12 protein-coding genes are annotated in these 19,206 nt (G+C 65.0%); 8 read left to right on the top strand and 4 right to left on the bottom strand.

What is annotated here, in order from left to right; all coding sequences use genetic code 11:
* The first annotated feature begins 131 nt into the window (after positions 1 to 131).
* The 4 genes from F6X42_RS14630 to F6X42_RS14615 are packed head-to-tail and all read left to right on the top strand — an operon-like array spanning position 132 to position 5,076.
* A complete protein-coding gene (locus F6X42_RS14630) occupies positions 132 to 1,754 on the top strand; it encodes an efflux transporter outer membrane subunit (RefSeq protein ID WP_187634903.1) in 1,623 nt (540 codons plus the stop codon).
* A gap of 8 nt (positions 1,755 to 1,762) precedes the next feature.
* Positions 1,763 to 3,979, top strand: coding sequence for an FUSC family protein (locus tag F6X42_RS14625; RefSeq protein ID WP_187634902.1), 2,217 nt, complete (start codon positions 1,763 to 1,765; stop codon positions 3,977 to 3,979).
* Positions 3,969 to 4,169, top strand: coding sequence for a DUF1656 domain-containing protein (locus F6X42_RS14620; protein ID WP_018421177.1), 201 nt, complete (start codon positions 3,969 to 3,971; stop codon positions 4,167 to 4,169). Before F6X42_RS14625 ends, F6X42_RS14620 begins: the two co-directional genes overlap by 11 nt.
* Before the next feature lie 13 nt (positions 4,170 to 4,182).
* Positions 4,183 to 5,076 (top strand): efflux RND transporter periplasmic adaptor subunit, encoded by an 894-nt coding sequence (locus F6X42_RS14615; protein ID WP_187634901.1) that lies wholly within the window; start codon positions 4,183 to 4,185, stop codon positions 5,074 to 5,076.
* A gap of 15 nt (positions 5,077 to 5,091) precedes the next feature.
* Here F6X42_RS14615 and F6X42_RS14610 read toward each other — a convergent pair whose 3' ends face one another.
* Positions 5,092 to 6,693, bottom strand: coding sequence for a methyl-accepting chemotaxis protein (locus tag F6X42_RS14610; RefSeq protein ID WP_187634900.1), 1,602 nt, complete (start codon positions 6,691 to 6,693; stop codon positions 5,092 to 5,094).
* A 481-nt stretch (positions 6,694 to 7,174) separates the two neighbouring features.
* On the opposite strand from F6X42_RS14610, the gene F6X42_RS14605 reads away from it, so the two are divergent.
* Positions 7,175 to 8,401, top strand: coding sequence for an MFS transporter (locus F6X42_RS14605; RefSeq protein ID WP_187634899.1), 1,227 nt, complete (start codon positions 7,175 to 7,177; stop codon positions 8,399 to 8,401).
* A 628-nt stretch (positions 8,402 to 9,029) separates the two neighbouring features.
* Here F6X42_RS14605 and F6X42_RS14600 read toward each other — a convergent pair.
* The gene (locus tag F6X42_RS14600; RefSeq protein WP_246530096.1) at positions 9,030 to 9,335 is read right to left on the bottom strand and encodes a hypothetical protein; all 306 of its coding nucleotides are present in this window, start codon (positions 9,333 to 9,335) and stop codon (positions 9,030 to 9,032) included.
* A 214-nt stretch (positions 9,336 to 9,549) separates the two neighbouring features.
* Between F6X42_RS14600 and F6X42_RS14595 the strand changes: the two genes are divergently transcribed.
* Positions 9,550 to 11,454 carry a propionate--CoA ligase gene (locus F6X42_RS14595; protein WP_187634898.1) on the top strand — a complete coding sequence of 635 codons (1,905 nt, stop codon included), beginning with the start codon at positions 9,550 to 9,552 and terminating at the stop codon, positions 11,452 to 11,454.
* 31 nt (positions 11,455 to 11,485) lie between these two features.
* Here the strand turns inward: F6X42_RS14595 and F6X42_RS14590 are convergent, their stop codons facing one another.
* The gene (locus F6X42_RS14590; RefSeq protein ID WP_187634897.1) at positions 11,486 to 12,280 is read right to left on the bottom strand and encodes a 5'-methylthioadenosine/adenosylhomocysteine nucleosidase; all 795 of its coding nucleotides are present in this window, start codon (positions 12,278 to 12,280) and stop codon (positions 11,486 to 11,488) included.
* Positions 12,277 to 14,631, bottom strand: a complete 2,355-nt coding sequence (locus tag F6X42_RS14585; protein ID WP_187634896.1) for a UvrD-helicase domain-containing protein — start codon at positions 14,629 to 14,631, stop codon at positions 12,277 to 12,279. Before F6X42_RS14585 ends, F6X42_RS14590 begins: the two co-directional genes overlap by 4 nt.
* A 719-nt stretch (positions 14,632 to 15,350) precedes the next feature.
* On the opposite strand from F6X42_RS14585, the gene F6X42_RS14580 reads away from it, so the two are divergent.
* Positions 15,351 to 18,242: a valine--tRNA ligase gene (locus F6X42_RS14580; RefSeq protein ID WP_187634895.1), complete on the top strand. Its 2,892-nt coding sequence runs from the start codon at positions 15,351 to 15,353 to the stop codon at positions 18,240 to 18,242.
* A 63-nt stretch (positions 18,243 to 18,305) separates the two neighbouring features.
* Entirely contained in the window at positions 18,306 to 19,187 is an 882-nt protein-coding gene (galU, locus tag F6X42_RS14575) for a UTP--glucose-1-phosphate uridylyltransferase GalU (protein ID WP_187634894.1), read from the top strand.
* Positions 19,188 to 19,206: the final 19 nt, after the last annotated feature.

Here is a 19,206-nt window from a genome sequence, read left to right as displayed (position 1 = left end):
ATTGTTACACGATCAGCAATGGCGATTATGTCATGTTACGTAAAAATGCCTTGCATCCTTACCGGTTATTCCGCAATCGATCGAAAAATATAATTGCGCACAAGCTTCTATAGTCAATTTTGGAGGAAATCGTGCAGTCTCCGGTACCCAAAGGGATCGCCGCAGCCGCGGTTCTTACGATCCTATTAACAATCGCCGGATGCGCAAGTCCCGGAGGCGTCGCGCCGCAGACGCACACGATCAATCCTGCGTCGCTCGATGCGGGCAACGCAATCCGCGCCGCCAACGCCGATGCGCAGTGGCCCGCCGCCGACTGGTGGCGCGCCTACAACGATCCGCAGCTGGACCGTTGGATCGCGGACGCTCAGGCCGGCAATCCCAGTCTCGCGGTCGCCCAGGCGCGCGTGCGCGAAGCGGCGTCGATGGCCGGCGTCGCGCGCGCGGCGCTCGCGCCGCAAGTCAACGGCAGCCTGTCGATTCAGCGCCAGCAGTGGGCCGACAACGTGTTCTACGGTCCGGGGCCGCTGGCGGGCGCGCAGTCGTGGAACAACACCGGCACGCTCGGCCTCGCGTATCACCTCGATTTCTGGGGCAAGGACAAGAACGCCGCCGAGCGCGCGCTCGACCTCGCGCACGCCAGCGCCGCCGATGCGCGCGCCGCGCAACTCGAGTTGCAGGCGAACGTCGTGCGCACCTATATCGAGATGTCGCTGAACTACGCGTTGCTCGACATCGCGAAGGCCACGTTGCAGCAACAGCAGCAGATCGTCGACCTCGCGAACCGGCGCCTGAAGGGCGGCATCGGCACGCAGCTCGAAGTGAGCCAGGCCGCAACGCCGATGCCAGAGTACGAGCGTCAGATCGACGCAATCGACGAGAAAATCGCGCTCGGCCGCAATCAGTTGGCCGCGCTCGCGGGCAAGGGTCCGGGCGCCGGCGACGCGATCCAGCGTCCGGCGCTGTCGCTCGCCGCGCCCGCTGGTCTGCCGGCTGCGCTGCCCGCGGATCTGATCGGCCACCGCCCCGACGTGGTCGCGGCGCGCTGGACGGTCGCCGCGCAGGCGCGCGGCATCGACGTCGCCAAGGCCGGGTTCTATCCGGACATCAATCTGCTGGCGTCGATCGGCGGCTATGCGGCGATGGGGCCGCTGTTCCAGTTCCTGAAGAGTCCGTCGCATAGCTGGAGCGTGGGTCCCGCGCTGACGCTGCCGATCTTCGACGGCGGCCGGCTGCGCTCGCAGCTCGGCGCGGCGTCGGCGGGCTACGACGAGGCCGTCGAGCGCTACAACCAGTCGATCGTGGGCGCGCTGAAGGACATCTCCGACCAGCTGATCCGCATCCGTTCGCTGACCACTCAGGCCGACGACGCCGACCGCTCGGTCGCCGCCGCGCGGCGGAACTACGAACTGTCGCGCGAAGGCTACCGGCGCGGCTTGACCGACTATCTGAACGTGCTGGTCGCGCAAAACCAGTTGCTGCGCGCGCAGGAAGGCGTCGCCAAAGTGCAGGCCGAGCGGCTCGGCGCGCATGCGTCGTTGATGACGGCGCTCGGCGGCGGTCTCGACGATCCGGCCAACGGTCCGCGGGATAACGAAACGTTGCCGGCGCATGGCAAGGGCAGCGGCGAGAGCAAGAGCGGCGCGGCGAGTAGCGACACGGCAACAGCGGATGCGAACGTCAACGCCAAGACCAACGCAGCCATCACCGCCGCCACCACCGCCTCGCGCGCCCCGAACGCGCCCACGTCCGAGTAAGGAAGGCCATGTCCTCCTCGCCCTCCCCGTCGAGCGCGCGCCCCGCCTCGCTCGCCGCGCTCTACGAAGCCGCCGCCCACTGGGCGCGCACCGACGGCCTCGTATGGATCTATCTGTTCAAGTCGCTCGCCGCATGCTTCCTCGCGCTCGGCATCGCGATGAAGCTCGATCTGCCGCAGCCGCGCACCGCGATGACCACCGTGTTCATCGTGATGCAGCCGCAAAGCGGCGCAGTGTTCGCGAAGAGCTTCTATCGGATCTGCGGCACGCTGGTCGGTCTCGTCGTGATGCTCGCGCTGATCGGACTGTTCGCGCAGCAGCCCGAGCTGTTCCTCGTCACGACCGCGATCTGGGTCGGCATCTGCACCGCCGGCGCCGCGCGCAATCGCAACTTCCGTTCGTACGGCTTCGTGCTGGCGGGCTACACGGCCGCGCTGATCGGCATCCCCGCTTCGCAGCATCCGGACGGCGCATTCCTGAGCGCGCTCACGCGGGTCGCGGAAGTGGTGATCGGTATCATCTGCGCGGGCGCGGTCAGCGGCCTCGTGTTTCCGCAGTTCGCCGGCCTGCAGATGCGCGGCACCGTGCGTGCGCGCTTCTCGGCGTTCGTCGAGTACGTGTCGGCATCGCTTGCCGGGCGCAACGACCGCGCGCAGATCGAGGCGACCAATGCGCGCTTCGTCGCCGACATCGTCGGCTTCGAGGCCGCGCGCAGCATCGCCGTGTTCGAAGGCCCCGAATCGCGGATGCGCGGCGGGCGCCTCGCGCGTCTAAACAGCGAGTTCATGACCGCGTCGACGCGCTTTCACGCGCTGCATCAGCTGATGAACCGTCTGCGCGACAGCGGCACGCACGGCGCGGCGATCGCGATCGCCGCGCTCGAACCGTACTTCAAGGAGATCGCGCCGTTGCTCGCGAAGTCGGGCGAGCCGGTGCTGAGCGCGGCCGACGCCGCGCACGCCGCGGCCCAGCTCGACACCTACAGAAGCGAGTTGCCCAAACGCGTGCGCGCAACGCGCGACGAGCTCGAAACGCACCCCGACGCGCCGTTGCTCGATTTCGACACGGCCGCCGAGCTGCTGTACCGCTTCATCGACGACCTGCATGCGTACGCGGCGACCTACGCGTCGCTCGCCGTCGACACGCACGCGCGCGAACGCTGGATCGAGCGCTACGAGCCGAAAACCAACGCGATCGCGGCCGGCGTCGCGGGCCTGCGCGCGGCCATCGTGATGATGGTGCTCGGGGCGTTCTGGATCGCCACCGCGTGGCCGAGCGGCTCGACGCTGACGCTTGACGCGGCGGCCGTGTGTGCGCTCGCGTCGGCGTCGCCGGATCCGAAGCGCACCGCGTTCCAGATGGCCGGCGGCACCGTGCTCGCGACGCTGATGGGCATGATCGCGATGTTCGGCGTGTATCCGCACATCGACGGCTTCGTGATGTTGTGCGTCGCGCTCACGCCGTTCCTGCTGCTCGGCGTGTTGATGACCACGCGTCCGACGCTCGCGGGCTACGGCGTCGGCTACTGCATCTTCTTCTGCTTCCTCGCCGGCCCCGACAACGTGGTTCACTACGACCCGAGCGCGTTCATGAACGACGCGCTCGCGCTGGTGCTGTCGATGCTGGTGTCGTCGATCGCGTTCGCGGTGCTGCTGCCGCCGTCGACGCCGTGGCTGCGCAACCGCCTGCTCGTCGACCTGCGCCGCCAGGTGGTGCTGGCCGGCCGCGCGAGTCTGGCACGCGTGCGCTCGCGCTTCGAAAGCGGCGCGCGCGATCTGATGTTCCAGATCAACGCGCTGTCGCAGAACGAGCCCGAAACGAAGCGCGACACGCTGCGCTGGCTGTTTTCGGTGTTGGAGGTCGGCAACGCGGTGATCGACCTGCGCCGCGAAATCGCGACGCTGCCCAACGAGCCGCGCTACCACAAAGCGGCACCGTGGCGCGTCGCGCTGCGCGCGCTGCGCGATGCGCTCGCCGCACTGTTCGAGCGGCCGCGGCAACGGCACTTCGAGCGCGCGCTCGCGGCGACCGCCGATGCAATCGCGCAAGTGCAGCAGACGATGGCCGGCTTCACGTCATCGCGCGAAGAACGCCATCAACTGCTGCGCATCCTCAGTCAACTGCATTTCATCCGTACCGCGCTGCTCGATCCGCAGTCGCCGCTCGCCTCGGCGATCGGCGCGCGCGCGGACGCATCAGAAGAAGGAGCTCCTCATGCCGCGTGATATCGCCGTGCTCGATGCCTATGTGCCGGCCATTGTGCTGCTGTTCATCGCGGGCGCCGCGCTGACCTGGCTCGTCGATCGCGTGATCGCCTATACCGGCCTGTATCGCGTCGTGTGGCACCCCTCCCTGTTCCGGGCCAGCTTGCTCGTGTCCGTGTGCGGCCTTCTCGGCCTCGCCGTTTATCGTTGATCAGAGTCGAAACATGACCATCCGAAATCTTGTGGGCTTCATCGCGACAGCCGTCATTTTCATCGTCGCGATCCTGATTGGGCGCGTGCTGTGGGTCCATTACATGGACGAACCGTGGACCCGCGACGGCCGCGTGCGCGCCGAGATCGTCAACGTCGCGCCGGACGTGTCGGGCGCAATCGTCGCTCTGCCGGTCAAGGACAACCAGTTCGTGAAGAAGGGCGACCTGCTGATGCAGATCGATCCGTCGCACTATCAGATCGCGGTCGAGCAGGCGCAGGCCGCCGTTGCCGCGCGCAAGGCCGAATTGCAGATGAAGCGCGACGACGCGCAACGTCGTGCCGATATGGATTCGCAGGTGGTGTCGAAGGAAAGCCGCGAAAACGCGACGCATACCGCGTCCGCCGCCGATGCCGCCTATCAGCAGGCGCTCGCCGCGCTCGATGCCGCGAAGCTGAACCTCGAGCGCACCCGCGTCGTGTCGCCGGTCGACGGCTACGTGACGAACCTGTCGGTGTTCCGCGGCGACTATGCGAGCGCCGGCGCCGCGAAGCTCGCGATCGTCGACAGTCACTCGTTCTGGGTGTATGGCTACTTCGAAGAAACCAAGCTGCCGCACGTGCGCGTCGGCGATCAGGCCGAAGTGCGCCTGATGAGCGGCGGCACGCTGCAGGGCCATGTGGAGAGCATCTCGCGCGGCATCTACGACCGAGACAATCCGCAAAGCCACGAGCTGCTCGCGGACGTGAATCCGACCTTCAACTGGGTGCGCCTCGCGCAGCGCGTGCCGGTGCGCGTGAAGATCGACTCGGTGCCCGCCGACGTGATGTTGGCGGCGGGCACGACCTGCACGGTGATCGTGCGGCCGGGCTCGGGGTCCAGCGCCGGGTCGGCCAGCGCGGGTTGACGTCCGCGCCGCTTTTTACAGCCTGAACTGCCCGACCATCGCCTTCAGCCCGCGCGCCTGATCGTCGAGCGAGCGGGCCGCGGCGGTGGCCTCCTCCACCAGCGCGGCGTTCTGCTGCGTGCCCGCGTCCATCTGCGTGACCGCGAGATTGATCGCCTCGATACCGGCGCTCTGCTGGGACGACGCCGCCGAAATCTCGCCCATGATGTCGGTGACGCGCTTCACAGCCTTCACGATTTCGTCCATCGTCTGACCGGCGTCCGCGGCGAGCGTCGAGCCGTTGGCGACGCGCTCGACCGAGGTCTGGATCAAGCCCTTGATCTCCTTCGCGGCCGCCGCGCTGCGCTGCGCGAGGTTGCGCACTTCCGCCGCGACGACCGAAAAGCCGCGTCCATCCTCGCCCGCGCGTGCCGCCTCGACGGCCGCGTTCAACGCGAGAATGTTGGTCTGGAACGCGATCCCCTCGATCACGCCGATGATGTCGCCGATGCTGCGCGCGCTGTCGTTGATGTCGTTCATCGTCGCGACCACGCGGCTCACGACCGTACCGCCTTGCTCGGCGATCGCCGACGCGTTGTTCGCCAGCGTGCTCGCCTGCTTCGCGTTGTCGGCGTTCTGACGCACCGTCGAGGTCAGCTGCTCCATGCTGCTCGCGGTGCGCTCGAGCGCGAGCGCCTGCTGCTCGGTACGCTGCGACAGATCGAGATTGCCCATCGAAATCTGCCCGGAGGCGGTCGCGATCGCATCGGCGCTCGACGCGATGTCGGCGACCGTCGTCGCGAGTCCGCTTTGCATGTCGGACAGCGCGAACAGCATGCTCGCACGGTCCTTGCCGCCGAGCGCGATGCGGTTCGACAGATCGCCCGCGGCGATGCGGCGCGCGATCTCCTTCGCGTACGCGGGCTCGCCGCCGAGCTGCGCGGTAAGCCGCCGCACGACCCATGCGGCGATGCCGAACGCGAGCACGATCAGCGCAAGCGTCATCACCGCGATCATCACGAACGACGAACGGTAGATGAAGCCGGACGCGTCGATCGTTGCCTTCGCGGCGGTGCCGCGCTGCGCGACGAGTTCGTCGACGAGCTTTTCGAGCTTGCCGGTCTCGACGAGCAGCGACACGTCCTGCGTGCCGACCTGCCAGTTCATCTGCGACAGATCGAGCGGCTGCGCTTTCACGAGCGTGACGAAGTCGCGCAGATGGTTGCTCCATGCCGCGACCGCCACGGCGAAGGCCTTCTGCTCGCCGACCGCTTTCGCGTCCGACGTATCGACGTACTGCTGCAGCGTGCGCAGTTGCGCGTTGAGACCGGCAAGGCCGCGCTCGATGTCGGCGCCGAGTTCGTCGCGCTCCTTCGCGGTGGTCGCGGTCAGCAGCATCTTTTGCGCGCGGCTCGCGCGCAGCATGTGGCCGCGCGCTTCCTCGGCGGCGCGGCTCGCGACGTGGCCCTGGTCGTAGATCGATTGCGCGGACGCGTTCAGCCGGCCGATCTGCAGCAGCGAAAACACGCCGATCAGCAGCGTGCCGGCGAGCAGGATCGCGAACGCGAGGCGCAGCGTCGCCTTCACCGACAGGCCGTTGAACTTCGTTGCCGCTGCGCTGTGTGCCACTGCTTTCATAATCCCCGTCCCCACATGTCGACGCGCCGGCAAGGTCGGTTCCGGCGTTCCCGCTTGTCTCTCCGAGTCTACGGCAACCTGGTGCGCGATCTTGAGCGTCGCGCGATCAGACTGCGGCGGGTCGTCCGCCGCTTGCCGTTCCCGGTCCCATGTTCGACGCGCCGCTTCGTGAGCCTCGCAGTCGCGAGCGCTTTATACCGTAGACAAAAAACCGCCAATAGTCGGTCGACGGGTCGAAGCAGATCCTGGCCATCCGGCCCCATGTCCGATTCGCGACAAAAGTTGTCCTTACATTTCGCTCCGGCCACCTTAAACTTCCGCTAAATACTGAAAACGCCGGTTGGCGCGACGAAACGCCGCGGAGCTTCGCGAAACGCGGCTTCGAACCGTGCCTATGAAGCGCGCCTGGAAAGCGCGCTGCCCCACCGGCTCAGCGTCGATTTTTCATCTCACCGTTTGCCCGATCTTTTTCTTCTAGCGTATGGAAACGAGCCTCGATAAAAACGCCCTCGCCGCCGCGCCGGCGGCCGCCAAGGTCCAGCGCACGGTGTATTCCGTGCTCGGTGCGATCAGCTTTTCGCATCTGCTCAATGACATGATCCAGTCGCTGATCCTCGCGATCTATCCGATGTTCAAGGACGACTTCTCGTTGTCGTTCGGGCAGATCGGTCTGATCACGCTGACCTACCAGATCACCGCGTCGCTGCTGCAGCCGCTCGTCGGCAGCTATACCGACAAGCATCCGAAGCCGTACTCGCTGCCGGTCGGCATGGGCTTCACGCTGGCCGGCCTGTTGCTGCTGTCGGTCGCGCCGAACTTCGGCGTGCTGCTGGTCGCCGCGGCGCTAGTCGGCTGCGGGTCGTCGGTGTTCCATCCGGAATCGTCGCGGGTCGCGCGGATGGCGTCGGGCGGCCGTCACGGTCTCGCGCAGTCGCTGTTTCAGGTCGGCGGCAATGCGGGCTCCTCGCTCGGGCCGCTGCTCGCCGCGCTGATCGTGATTCCGCACGGCCAGCGCAGCATCGCGTGGTTCTCGGCCGCGGCGCTCGTCGCGATCGTCGTGCTCACGCAGATCGGCCGCTGGTACAAGCGTCATCCGTCGGTCAGGAAGGCGCGCGGCCAGATTGCGCATGCGGCGCCGCCGCGCAACGAGGTCATGCTGGCGATGAGCGTGCTGGTGCTGCTGGTGTTTTCCAAATACTTCTACCTTGCGAGCATTAACAGCTACTTCACGTTCTATCTGATCGACAAGTTCCATCTGTCGGTGCAGGCCGCGCAGATCCATCTGTTCGTGTTCCTCGCGGCGGTCGCGGCGGGCACGGTGATCGGCGGGCCGATCGGGGACAGGATCGGGCGCAAGTACGTGATCTGGGTGTCGATTCTTGGCGTCGCGCCGTTCACGCTGTTGCTGCCGTATGCGAATCTGTTCTGGACTGGTGTGCTGACTATTGTGATCGGCGTGGTGCTTGCGTCGGCGTTCTCGGCGATTCTTGTTTATGCGCAGGAGTTGATTCCTGGGAAGGTTGGGATGGTGGCGGGGTTGTTTTTTGGATTTGCGTTTGGGCTTGGCGGGGTGGGGGCTGCGGTGCTCGGGCAGCTTGCTGATGCTACGAGTATTGGGTTTGTTTATAAGGTTTGCTCGTTTTTGCCGTTGATTGGGGTGCTCACCGTGCTGCTGCCGGATGTTGAGGGGAAGCGCGGTAGGGGTTGATGTTTGCGGGGGCTTGGGGTTGTTGTCTTGGTCTTAGGGTGTTGGCCTTTCCTTGCTTTGTTATCGGTCTATTGGCGTTGCCCCTGTGCGGGGCGGCACCTACTTTGCTGCTGCAAAGAAAGTAGGCAAAGAAGACAGCTTTAAACCGCCAGCTCATAAGCGGGTCCCTTGGCTTGGAAGGGGTAGTGGTGCATCTGGAATCCGTGCTCCTGCACATTCGGCGCTAGTGACAACGCAGTCATTCTTCCGGCGGCGCTACGCGCCCCGAAGCCCCGTTCCCAAACCACCCGTTGTTTCGGCGCATCGCCGAGGCGCAGCCGACGGCCCCCGCTGCGCGGGCGACACCATTGGTTTGCCTGGCAGACACGTCCGCGACGCACGCAGTGCGGAGTGGGAGCGGATGACGGCTTTGTCACCATGGTGGAATGTGCGGGGGCACCGACTCCAGATGCACCACTACCTCACGCAGACCGAGGGACCCGCTTATGAGTTGGCGGTTTGAGCTGTCTTCTTTGCCTACTTTCTTTGCAGCAGCAAAGAAAGTAGGTGCCGCCCCGCACAGGGGCACCGCTAATAGACCGACAACAAAGCAAGGAAAGGCCAACACCGCAAAATTCACGACATCGCCTTAGACCCGCGTCAGTCTCCACAGAAAAAAACCCCCAGCAACCACGACGACCACAACACTGTCGACGACAGCCAGAACCGGTAAAGGATCGCTCCACTTATCCATATTCGTCGTGCGAGAAAAATAGGGCTCACCGCTGCCATACGCTTCGTTCAGGTTGACCATGTCGAACGCAGCAACCGCGATGACGATGACGAGGGCAGGTACAACGACGCCAGCAAAAAGACGGACAACGTCACTGCGCTCGGACGAGTATCGATCGGACATGCAAACCTCAATATCTGGAACAAAAAATAGATGTGTCATGCTAGCCGCCTATACCCTACCTGGCAGTGAAAAAAGAAGAAATGGGCGACGGATGAATTGACGAGGAACGACGTTTTTCTGTTGCCCTTCGCCCTCGTCTCGAACTGCTTGCCCGCCCCCTCGTCCGTGGCTATGCTTGTGCCGATAACCCACGCCGCCCCAGGCGCACAATTTGCACGCTTTCCTGCGTCCCCCCGCACGAGGATCGCCGCCGATGACCCGCTACCGCGATTTCCACCGCCGCTCGATCGACAACCCCGAAGCCTTCTGGCGCGAAGAAGCACAGCGCATTCACTGGCACACTCCGTTCGGCACCGTGCTCGACCGCTCGAAGCCGCCGTTCGCGCGCTGGTTCGTCGGCGGCCGTACGAACCTCTGCCATAACGCGGTCGACCGCCATCTGGCCGAGCGCGCGCAGCAAAACGCACTGGTCTACGTATCGACCGAAACCGGCATCGAGCGGCGCTACACGTATGCCGAGCTGTACGCCGAAATCAACCGGATGGCCGCGGTCATGCGCTCGCTCGGCGTGAAGCGCAGCGACGTCGTGCTGATCTATCTGCCGATGATCCCCGAGGCGCTGTTCGCGATGCTCGCGTGCGCGCGCCTCGGTGCGATCCACTCGGTCGTGTTCGGCGGCTTCGCGGCGCCGAACCTCGCCGCGCGTATCGACGACGCGAAGCCGGTGCTGATCGTGACCGCCGACGCCGGCGCGCGCGGCGGCAAAGTGGTCGACTACACGCCGCTCGTCGACGAAGCGCTCGCGCGCGCCATGCACAAGACGCCGCACGTGCTGCTGATCGACCGGCAGCTCGCACCCGAACGCCTGAACGCACCCTACCTGGTCGCCTACGAGCCGCTGCGCGAGCGGTTCTACGACGCGCATGTGCCGTGCGAATGGCTCGAATCGAACGAGCCGTCGTACGTGCTGTACACGTCGGGCACGACCGGCAAGCCGAAGGGCGTGCAGCGCGATGTCGGCGGCTATGCGGTCGCGCTCGCGGCATCGATGGAATACATCTTCGAGGGCAAGCCCGGCGACACGATGTTCACCGCGTCCGACGTCGGCTGGGTGGTCGGCCACAGCTATATCGTGTACGCGCCGCTAATCGCGGGGCTGACCACCGTGATGTACGAGGGCACGCCGATTCGCCCGGATGGCGGAATCTGGTGGCGGCTCGTCGAGCAGCACAGGATCAACCTGATGTTCACCGCGCCGACCGCGATACGCGTGCTGAAGAAGCAGGACCCGGCGCTGATGAAGGCAGCCGATCTGTCGAGCCTGCGCACGCTGTTTCTCGCCGGCGAACCGCTCGACGAACCGACCGCCGCGTGGATCACGAGCGCGCTGAACAAACCGGTGATCGACAACTACTGGCAGACCGAAACCGGCTGGCCGATGCTCGCGATTCCGCGCGGCATCGAGGCACTGCCGACCAAGCTCGGCTCGCCGGGCGTGCCCTCGGTCGGCTATCGCCTGACCGTGCGCGACGAGCTGACCGGCGAGCCCTGCGCGGTCGGCGAAAAAGGCGTGCTGACGCTCGACTATCCGCTGCCGCCGGGCTGCATGTCGACGGTGTGGCGCGACGACAAACGCTTCGTCAGCACCTACTGGTCGAGCGTGCCGAACCAGCAGGTCTATTCGACGTTCGATTGGGGCGTGCAAGACGAGGACGGCTACGTGACGATCCTCGGCCGCACCGACGACGTGATCAACGTCGCGGGCCATCGCCTCGGCACGCGCGAAATCGAGGAGGCGCTGTCGAGCCACGCGGCCGTCGCGGAAGTTGCGGTGGTCGGCGTGACCGATCCGGTCAAGGGTCAGGCGGCGATGGCCTTCGTGGTGCTGCGCGGCGCGCAAGCCGAAGGCGACCCGAGCGAGCGCGCGCGGCTCGCAGCCGAGCTGACGATGACGGTCGACCACCATTTGGGCTCGATTGCGCGGCCCGCGCGCGTGGTGATGGTATCGATGCTGCCGAAGACGCGCTCCGGCAAGCTGTTGCGCCGCGCGATCGCCGCGCTCGCCGAAGGGCGCGAGCCGGGCGATCTGCCGACGATCGAAGATCCGGCCGCGCTGCAGCAGGTGCGCGACGCGTTCGACGCCGGCGGCAAGAAATAAGCGGGCGAACCAGCCGACGAACAGGCGGCGCTCAGTTCGCGGTGTGCTGCGTGCCGAGAAAGCGCGCGAGGATCGCGTTCGAATACGTGCCCGCGATTCCCGTCAGGAACGACATGAACGATCCCGGCGCGTGGTCGTCGGCGGTATCGGAGATCGTGCGCACGACCGCGCACGGCACGCCGTACTCGAAGCAGACCTGCGCGATCGCCGCGCCTTCCATCTCGACCGCGAGCGCGTCGGGCAGCGCGTCGCGCAACGCCGCGACGGCCGCCGCGCTGGCGACGAACTGATCGCCGCTGACGATCAAGCCGCGATGCACGCGCGGCTCGCGCGTGCCGAACCGGGCCGCGCAGGCCGCGCCTTCCTCGGCGACGAACTGTTCGCATGCGGCGGTGAGACGGTCGGCGAGCGCCGCATCGGCGGCAAAGCGCGACATGCCGAGCAGCGGTACCTCGAAGCGCGGAAACAGCGGCGATGCGTCGATATCGTGCTGCATCAGCGTGCTCGCGACGACGATATCGCCGACATGCACGTCGCCGCCGACACCCCCCGCAACGCCGGTGAACACAATGGCTTCGACATCGAACGCGTGAATCAGCGCGCTGACCGTCGCGGCCGCCGCGACCTTGCCGACGCGCGCAAGCGTGACGACGCACGTCGTGCCGTGCACGGTGCCGACGTGGTAATCGCGCTGGCCGTGCGTGAGCGTGCGCACGCCGGACTCGGCGCGCATCGCCTCGATCAGGTCGCCGAGTTCCTGCGGCAACGCGGCCAGGATGCCGAGCGGCCGCCGCACTTCGTGGCTCGTGTTCAAGGGCGCGCTCACTCGACCGCCTGCAATTTAGCCACCGCGAGCGCCAGCCACTTCTCGCCGTGCCGCTTGAAGCGGACCTGCGCCTTCGCGTCGGTGCCGCTGCCTTCGAGCGCGGTGATCGTGCCTTCGCCGAACTTCGTGTGGAACACCTGCTGGCCGACCCGGAAGCCCGTTTCGGCCGCGCGCTGCTCGTTCGCGAACGCGGGCGCCGGCGCGGAGGCCACCGCCGCCGAACCGCCGCCGTAGCCCGGCCGCGCGAACCAGTCGCGCCCGTAGCCGGCGTTGTCCGAGCGGCCGCCCCAGCGCGAGCCCGCCTCGACCTTCGGCGTGAGCCACTTCAGCGTTTCCTGCGGCAATTCGTCGAAGAAGCGCGAGCGGATGTTGTAGCGGGTCTGGCCGTGCAGCATCCGGCTTTGCGCGAACGACAGGTACAGCCGCTCCTTCGCGCGCGTGATCGCGACGTACATCAGGCGCCGCTCTTCTTCGAGGCCATCGGTTTCCATCGCGCTGTTCTCGTGCGGGAACAGCCCTTCTTCGAGACCGGTGATGAACACCGCGGTAAATTCGAGCCCCTTTGCCGCGTGCACCGTCATCAGTTGCACCGCTTCCTGGCCGGCCTGCGCCTGGTTATCACCCGCTTCGAGCGACGCGTGCGACAGGAAACCCGCCAACGGCGTCATTGTGTCTGGGTTTTGCGCCGGATCGGCGATGCCCGGCGCGTCGTGGACCACCGTGTTCGGATCGTCGGTCGCGACCGCGAGTTCGGGCGCGGCGCTCGCTCCGGGGCGCAGCGGAATCGAGCGGGCGGGCGTATCGAGCTCGTAGCCTTCCTCGCTGACGAACGCGGCGGCCGCGTTGACGAGTTCCTGCAAGTTTTCGAGCCGCTCCTGGCCCTCGCGCTCGTTCTGATAGAAGTCCGCGAGACCGCTCGCGCGGACCACGTACTCGACGGTCTCGGGCAGACTCATCTGCTGCGTGTCGGCGCGCATCTTGCCGATCAGGTTCGCGAACGCGGCGAGGCTCGATCCCGCCTTGCCCGCGACGTACGGAATCGCCGCGGCCATCGAGCAGTTGTACAGACGCGCGGCGTCGGCGAGCTGTTCGATCGAACGCGCGCCGATGCCGCGCGTGGGGAAATTGACGACGCGGCCGAACGCGGTGTCGTCGTTCGGGTTGTCGATCAGGCGTAGATACGCGAGCGCGTGCTTGACTTCCTGACGTTCGAAAAAGCGCAGGCCGCCATACACGCGATACGCGATGCCCGCGTTGACGAGCGTGTGCTCGATCGTGCGCGACTGCGCGTTGCTGCGGTAGAGCACCGCGATTTCGCTGCGCGACAGGCCGGTGTTGATCAGCGCGCGAATCTCTTCGACGATCCAGCCGGCTTCCTGCGAATCGCTCGCCGATTCGTACACGCGCACCGGTTCGCCGTGCCCCGCATCGGTGCGCAGATTTTTGCCGAGGCGCCGCGAGTTGTTCGCGATCAGCTGGTTCGCGGCATCGAGAATATGGCCGTGCGAGCGATAGTTCTGCTCGAGCTTGATCAGATTGCGCACGTTGAACTCGTGCTCGAAGTCGCGCATGTTGCCGACGTTCGCACCGCGGAACGCGTAGATCGACTGGTCGTCGTCGCCGACCGCGAAGATCGCGTTGTGCTGACCCGCGAGCAGCTTGAGCCACGCGTATTGCAGCTTGTTGGTGTCCTGAAACTCGTCCACCAGGATGTGCCTGAAGCGCGCCTGGTAATGCGCGCGCAGCGGCGGATTGTGCGCGAGCAGTTCGTAGCAGCGCAGCAGCAGTTCGGGGAAGTCGACGACGCCTTCGCGCTGGCATTGCTGGTCATAGGCTTCGTAGAGCTCGACGAACTTGCGGTTGAAGTTGTCGGTGGCGTCGACGTCTTTGGGGCGCAGGCCCTGCTCTTTTGCGTTGTTGATGAAGTACTGGAGATTTTTCGCCGGGTACTTTTCATCGTCGATGTTGAGGCCCTTCATCAGGCGCTTGATCGCCGACAGTTGGTCCGCGGTATCGAGAATCTGGAACGTGGCGGGCAGCCCGGCGTCGCGGTGATGCGCGCGCAGCATGCGGTTGCACAGGCCGTGGAACGTGCCGATCCACATGCCGCGCGTGTCGATCGGCAATAGCGCCGACAGGCGCGCCATCATTTCGCGGGCGGCTTTGTTGGTGAAGGTCACCGCGAGGACGGTCGCGGGGGACGCGAGGCCTTGCTGGATCAGCCACGCGATGCGGGTGATCAGGACGCGGGTTTTGCCGCTCCCCGCACCCGCCAGGATCAGGGCGGGCTCATTCGGGAGCGTTACGGCGGCGTGTTGTTCGGGGTTTAGATTGGAGAGGAGGTCGGGCATTTTTTCGCGGTGGCGCAGTTCGGGGGACATTATATGCCCCGGCGGGGGCGACGCTTTTTTGGTTTTTTCGTTCTTCTGGATATGCGTGGGGTTTTTTCGTTGTTCTGGACTTGTTGGCCTTTCCTTGCTTTGTTATCGGTCTATTGGCGTTGCCCCTGTGCGGGGCGGCACCTACTTTCTTTGCTGCTGCAAAGAAAGTAGGCAAAGAAGACAGCTCAAACCGCCAGCTCATAAGCGGGTCCCCTGGCTTGGAGGGGGTAGTGGTGCATCTGGAGTCTGTGCCACCGCACATTCCACCTCGGTGACAAAGCCGTCATCCGCTCCCACTCCGCACTACGTGCGTCGCGGACGGGTCTGCCAGAAGAACCGACCGATGGTTTGGGAACGGGGCTTCGGGGCGCGTAGCGCCGCCGGAAGAATGACTGCGTTGTCACTAGCGCCGAATGTGCAGGAGCACGGATTCCAGATGCACCACTACCCCCTCCAAGCCAGGGGACCCGCTTATGAGCTGGCGGTTTAAAGCTGTCTTCTTTGCCTACTTTCTTTGCAGCAGCAAAGAAAGTAGGTGCCGCCCCGCACAGGGGCAACGCCAATAGACCGATAACAAAGCAAGGAAAGGCCAACAAGTCCAGAACAACGAAAGCCGCCAGCCGGCAAAAAACCCTCCCCAGCTATAATCAACCCTTCCCCGCCTCCAAAATCCTGCCTTTAACAGAAACATGAGCGACACCCCGAGCGACACCCCAAGCGACCCGACCTCGACGCTTGCAAAAAGCTTCGAACCCCACACCATCGAAGCCCACTGGGGCCCTGAATGGGAAAAGCGCGCCTACGCCGCGCCCTCCTTCGACGCGAACCGCAAGGATTTCTCGATCCAGTTGCCGCCGCCGAACGTCACGGGCACGCTGCACATGGGCCACGCGTTCAACCAGACCATCATGGACGGCCTGACCCGCTATCACCGCATGCTCGGCGAGAACACGCTGTGGGTGCCGGGCACCGACCACGCGGGCATCGCCACGCAGATCGTCGTCGAACGCCAGCTCGACGCGCAGGGCGTGTCGCGCCACGACCTCGGCCGCGAGAAGTTCGTCGAGCGCGTGTGGGAGTGGAAGCAGCAATCCGGCTCCACGATCACGAATCAGGTGCGTCGTCTCGGTGCATCGATCGACTGGTCGCGCGAATACTTCACGATGGACGACAAGACGTCGGCCACCGTGCGCGACGTGTTCGTGCGTCTGTATGAACAGGGCCTGATCTATCGCGGCAAGCGCCTCGTGAACTGGGACCCGGTGCTGCTCACCGCCGTATCGGACCTCGAAGTGGTCAGCGAGGAAGAAAACGGCCACCTGTGGCACATCCAGTATCCGTTGACCGACGGCTCGGGCCATCTGACCGTCGCCACGACCCGTCCGGAAACCATGCTCGGCGACACCGCCGTCATGGTGCATCCGGAAGACGAGCGCTACGCCCACCTGATCGGCCAGACCGTCACGCTGCCGCTGTCGAACCGCGAAGTGCCGATCATCGCCGACGATTACGTCGACCGCGAATTCGGCACCGGCGTCGTCAAGGTCACGCCCGCGCATGATTTCAACGATTATCAGGTCGGCCTGCGCCACAAGCTGCCGCAAATCGAAATCCTCACGCTCGACGCGAAGATCAACGGCAACGCGCCCGAAAAGTACCGCGGCCTCGACCGTTTCGAAGCCCGCAAGCTGGTGGTCGCCGATCTCGAGGCGCTCGGCATGCTCGAATCGGTGAAGTCGCACAAGCTGATGGTGCCGCGCGGCGACCGCACCGGCGTCGTGATCGAGCCGATGCTGACCGACCAGTGGTTCGTCGCGATGAGCAAGCCGGCGCCCGAAGGCACGTTCAATCCGGGCAAGTCGATCACCGAGACCGCGCTCGACGTCGTGCGCAACGGCCAGATCAGGTTCGTGCCGGAAAACTGGACCACCACGTACTACCAGTGGCTCGAAAACATCCAGGACTGGTGCATCTCGCGTCAGCTGTGGTGGGGTCATCAGATTCCGGCGTGGTACGGCGAGAACGGCGAAGTGTTCGTCGCCAAGACCGAGGAAGACGCGCGCGCGAAGGCCGTCGCGGCCGGCTACATGGGCGCATTGAAGCGAGACGAAGACGTGCTCGACACGTGGTTCTCGTCGGCTCTCGTGCCGTTTTCGTCGCTCGGCTGGCCGAACCAGACGGAAGAGCTGAAGCACTTCATGCCGACGTCGGTGCTCGTCACCGGCTTCGACATCATCTTCTTCTGGGTCGCGCGCATGGTCATGATGACCACGCACTTCACGGGCAAGGTGCCGTTCGAAACGGTCTATATGCACGGCCTGGTGCGCGACGCCGAAGGCCAGAAGATGTCGAAGAGCAAGGGCAACACGCTAGACCCGATCGACATCGTCGATGGCATCGACCTCGACGCGCTCGTCGCGAAGCGCACCACCGGCCTGATGAATCCGAAGCTGGCCGCGTCGATCGAGAAGAAGACCCGCAAGGAGTTTCCGGACGGCATTCCGGCGTTCGGCACCGACGCGTTACGCTTCACGATGGCGTCGATGGCCACGCTCGGCCGCAACGTCAATTTCGACCTCGCGCGCTGCGAAGGCTATCGCAACTTCTGCAACAAGCTGTGGAATGCCACGCGCTTCGTGCTGATGAACTGCGAAGGCCATGACTGCGGTTTCGGCCAGCCCGCGCAATGTGGTGAATGCGGGCCAGAAGGCCATCTGCATTTCTCGCAGGCCGACCGCTGGATCGTATCGCAACTGCAGCGCGTGGAAGCCGAAGTCGTCAAGGGTTTTTCCGACTATCGTTTTGATAATGTGGCCAACGCCCTATACAAGTTCGTATGGGACGAATATTGTGACTGGTACCTCGAACTCGCCAAGGTGCAGATCCAGACGGGTCAGCCGAACCAGCAGCGCGCAACGCGACGCACGCTGCTGCGTGTGCTCGAAACGGTGTTGCGTCTCGCGCATCCGGTCATCCCGTTCATCACCGAAGCGCTGTGGCAGAAGGTGGCGCCGCTTGCAGGGCGCTACCCCGAAGGCAAGGCGGACGGCGAGGCGTCCATCATGGTGCAGCCATACCCCGTCGCGGAGCCGTCGAAGCTCGACGAAGACGCGGAGCGGTGGGCGGCCGACCTGAAAGCGGTGATCGATGCGTGCCGGAATCTGCGCGGTGAAATGAACCTGTCGCCGGCGGTCAAGGTGCCGTTGCTCGCCACTGGCAACGCGGAGCGCCTTCGCACTTTCGCGCCTTACGCTCGAGCGTTGGCACGGCTGTCCGAGGTGCAGATCATCGCTGACGAGGCCGCGCTCGACAACCAGGCGGCTGGCGCGCCGATTGCTATCGTAGGAACCGACAAGCTTGTATTGAAGGTCGAAATCGACGCGGCGGTCGAACGCGAGCGCCTGTCGAAAGAGATCACGCGATTGAGCGCCGAAATCGTCAAATGCACCGGCAAGTTGCAGAATCAAGCGTTCGTTGCGAAGGCGCCGGCGGCGGTCGTGGAACAGGAGCAGAAACGGCTTGCCGATTTCGAGGCTACCGTCGGCAAGCTGAAAGCGCAACTGGCCCGCTTGCCGGCCTGATCGACGCGCCCGCCCACCTCACAGGCGGGCAAGGACTTAAACCAGAGGACTCAGGGTATTCACATGCTAAAAGTTACGAAGGCGGTTTTTCCTGTAGCCGGTCTTGGCACCCGCTTCCTCCCCGCCACGAAGGCTAGCCCGAAAGAGATGTTGCCGATCGTCGACAAGCCGCTGATTCAGTACGCTGTCGAAGAAGCCATGGCGGCCGGCATCACCGAGATGATCTTCGTCACGGGCCGCAGCAAGCGCGCGATCGAAGATCATTTCGACAAGTCCTATGAGATCGAGGCCGAACTCGAGGCGCGCGGCAAGGACAAGCTGCTCGAACTCGTACGCAGCATCAAGCCGAGCCACGTGGACTGCTTCTACGTGCGCCAGGCCGAGGCGCTGGGTCTCGGCCATGCGGTGCTGTGCGCCGAGAAGCTCGTCGGCGACAACCCGTTCGCCGTGATTCTCGCGGACGACCTGCTGTACGGCACGCCGCCCGTGATGACGCAGATGATCGAGGTGTTCGATCACTATCACAGCTCGGTGATCGGCGTCGACGAGATTCCGCCGCAGGACACGAAGTCGTACGGCATCGTCGACGGCAAGGAGTGGGAAGATTCGATCGTCAAGATGTCGGGCATCGTCGAAAAGCCGGAGCCGAGCGCGGCGCCGTCGAATCTCGGCGTGGTCGGCCGTTATGTGCTGAAGCCGCGCATTTTCGATCACCTGCGCTCGATCAAACCGGGTGCGGGCGGTGAGTTGCAGCTGACGGACGCGATCCAGTCGCTGCTCGCCGACGAACAGGTGCTCGCATACAAGTATCACGGCACCCGTTTCGACTGCGGCAGCAAGCTCGGCTACCTGAAGGCGACCGTCGAATTCGCGCTGCGTCACCCGGAAGTGGCCGCCGATTTCGAAGAATATCTGCGCACCCGCTCGCCGGTTCTCGAAGGCTGACACCAAAAGATCGGCTGAA

The organism is Paraburkholderia podalyriae (genome assembly GCF_014397785.1).
In the GTDB taxonomy this organism is placed as follows: Bacteria; Pseudomonadota; Gammaproteobacteria; order Burkholderiales; family Burkholderiaceae; genus Paraburkholderia; species Paraburkholderia podalyriae.
This window is presented reverse-complemented; position numbering and strand designations above follow the sequence as displayed.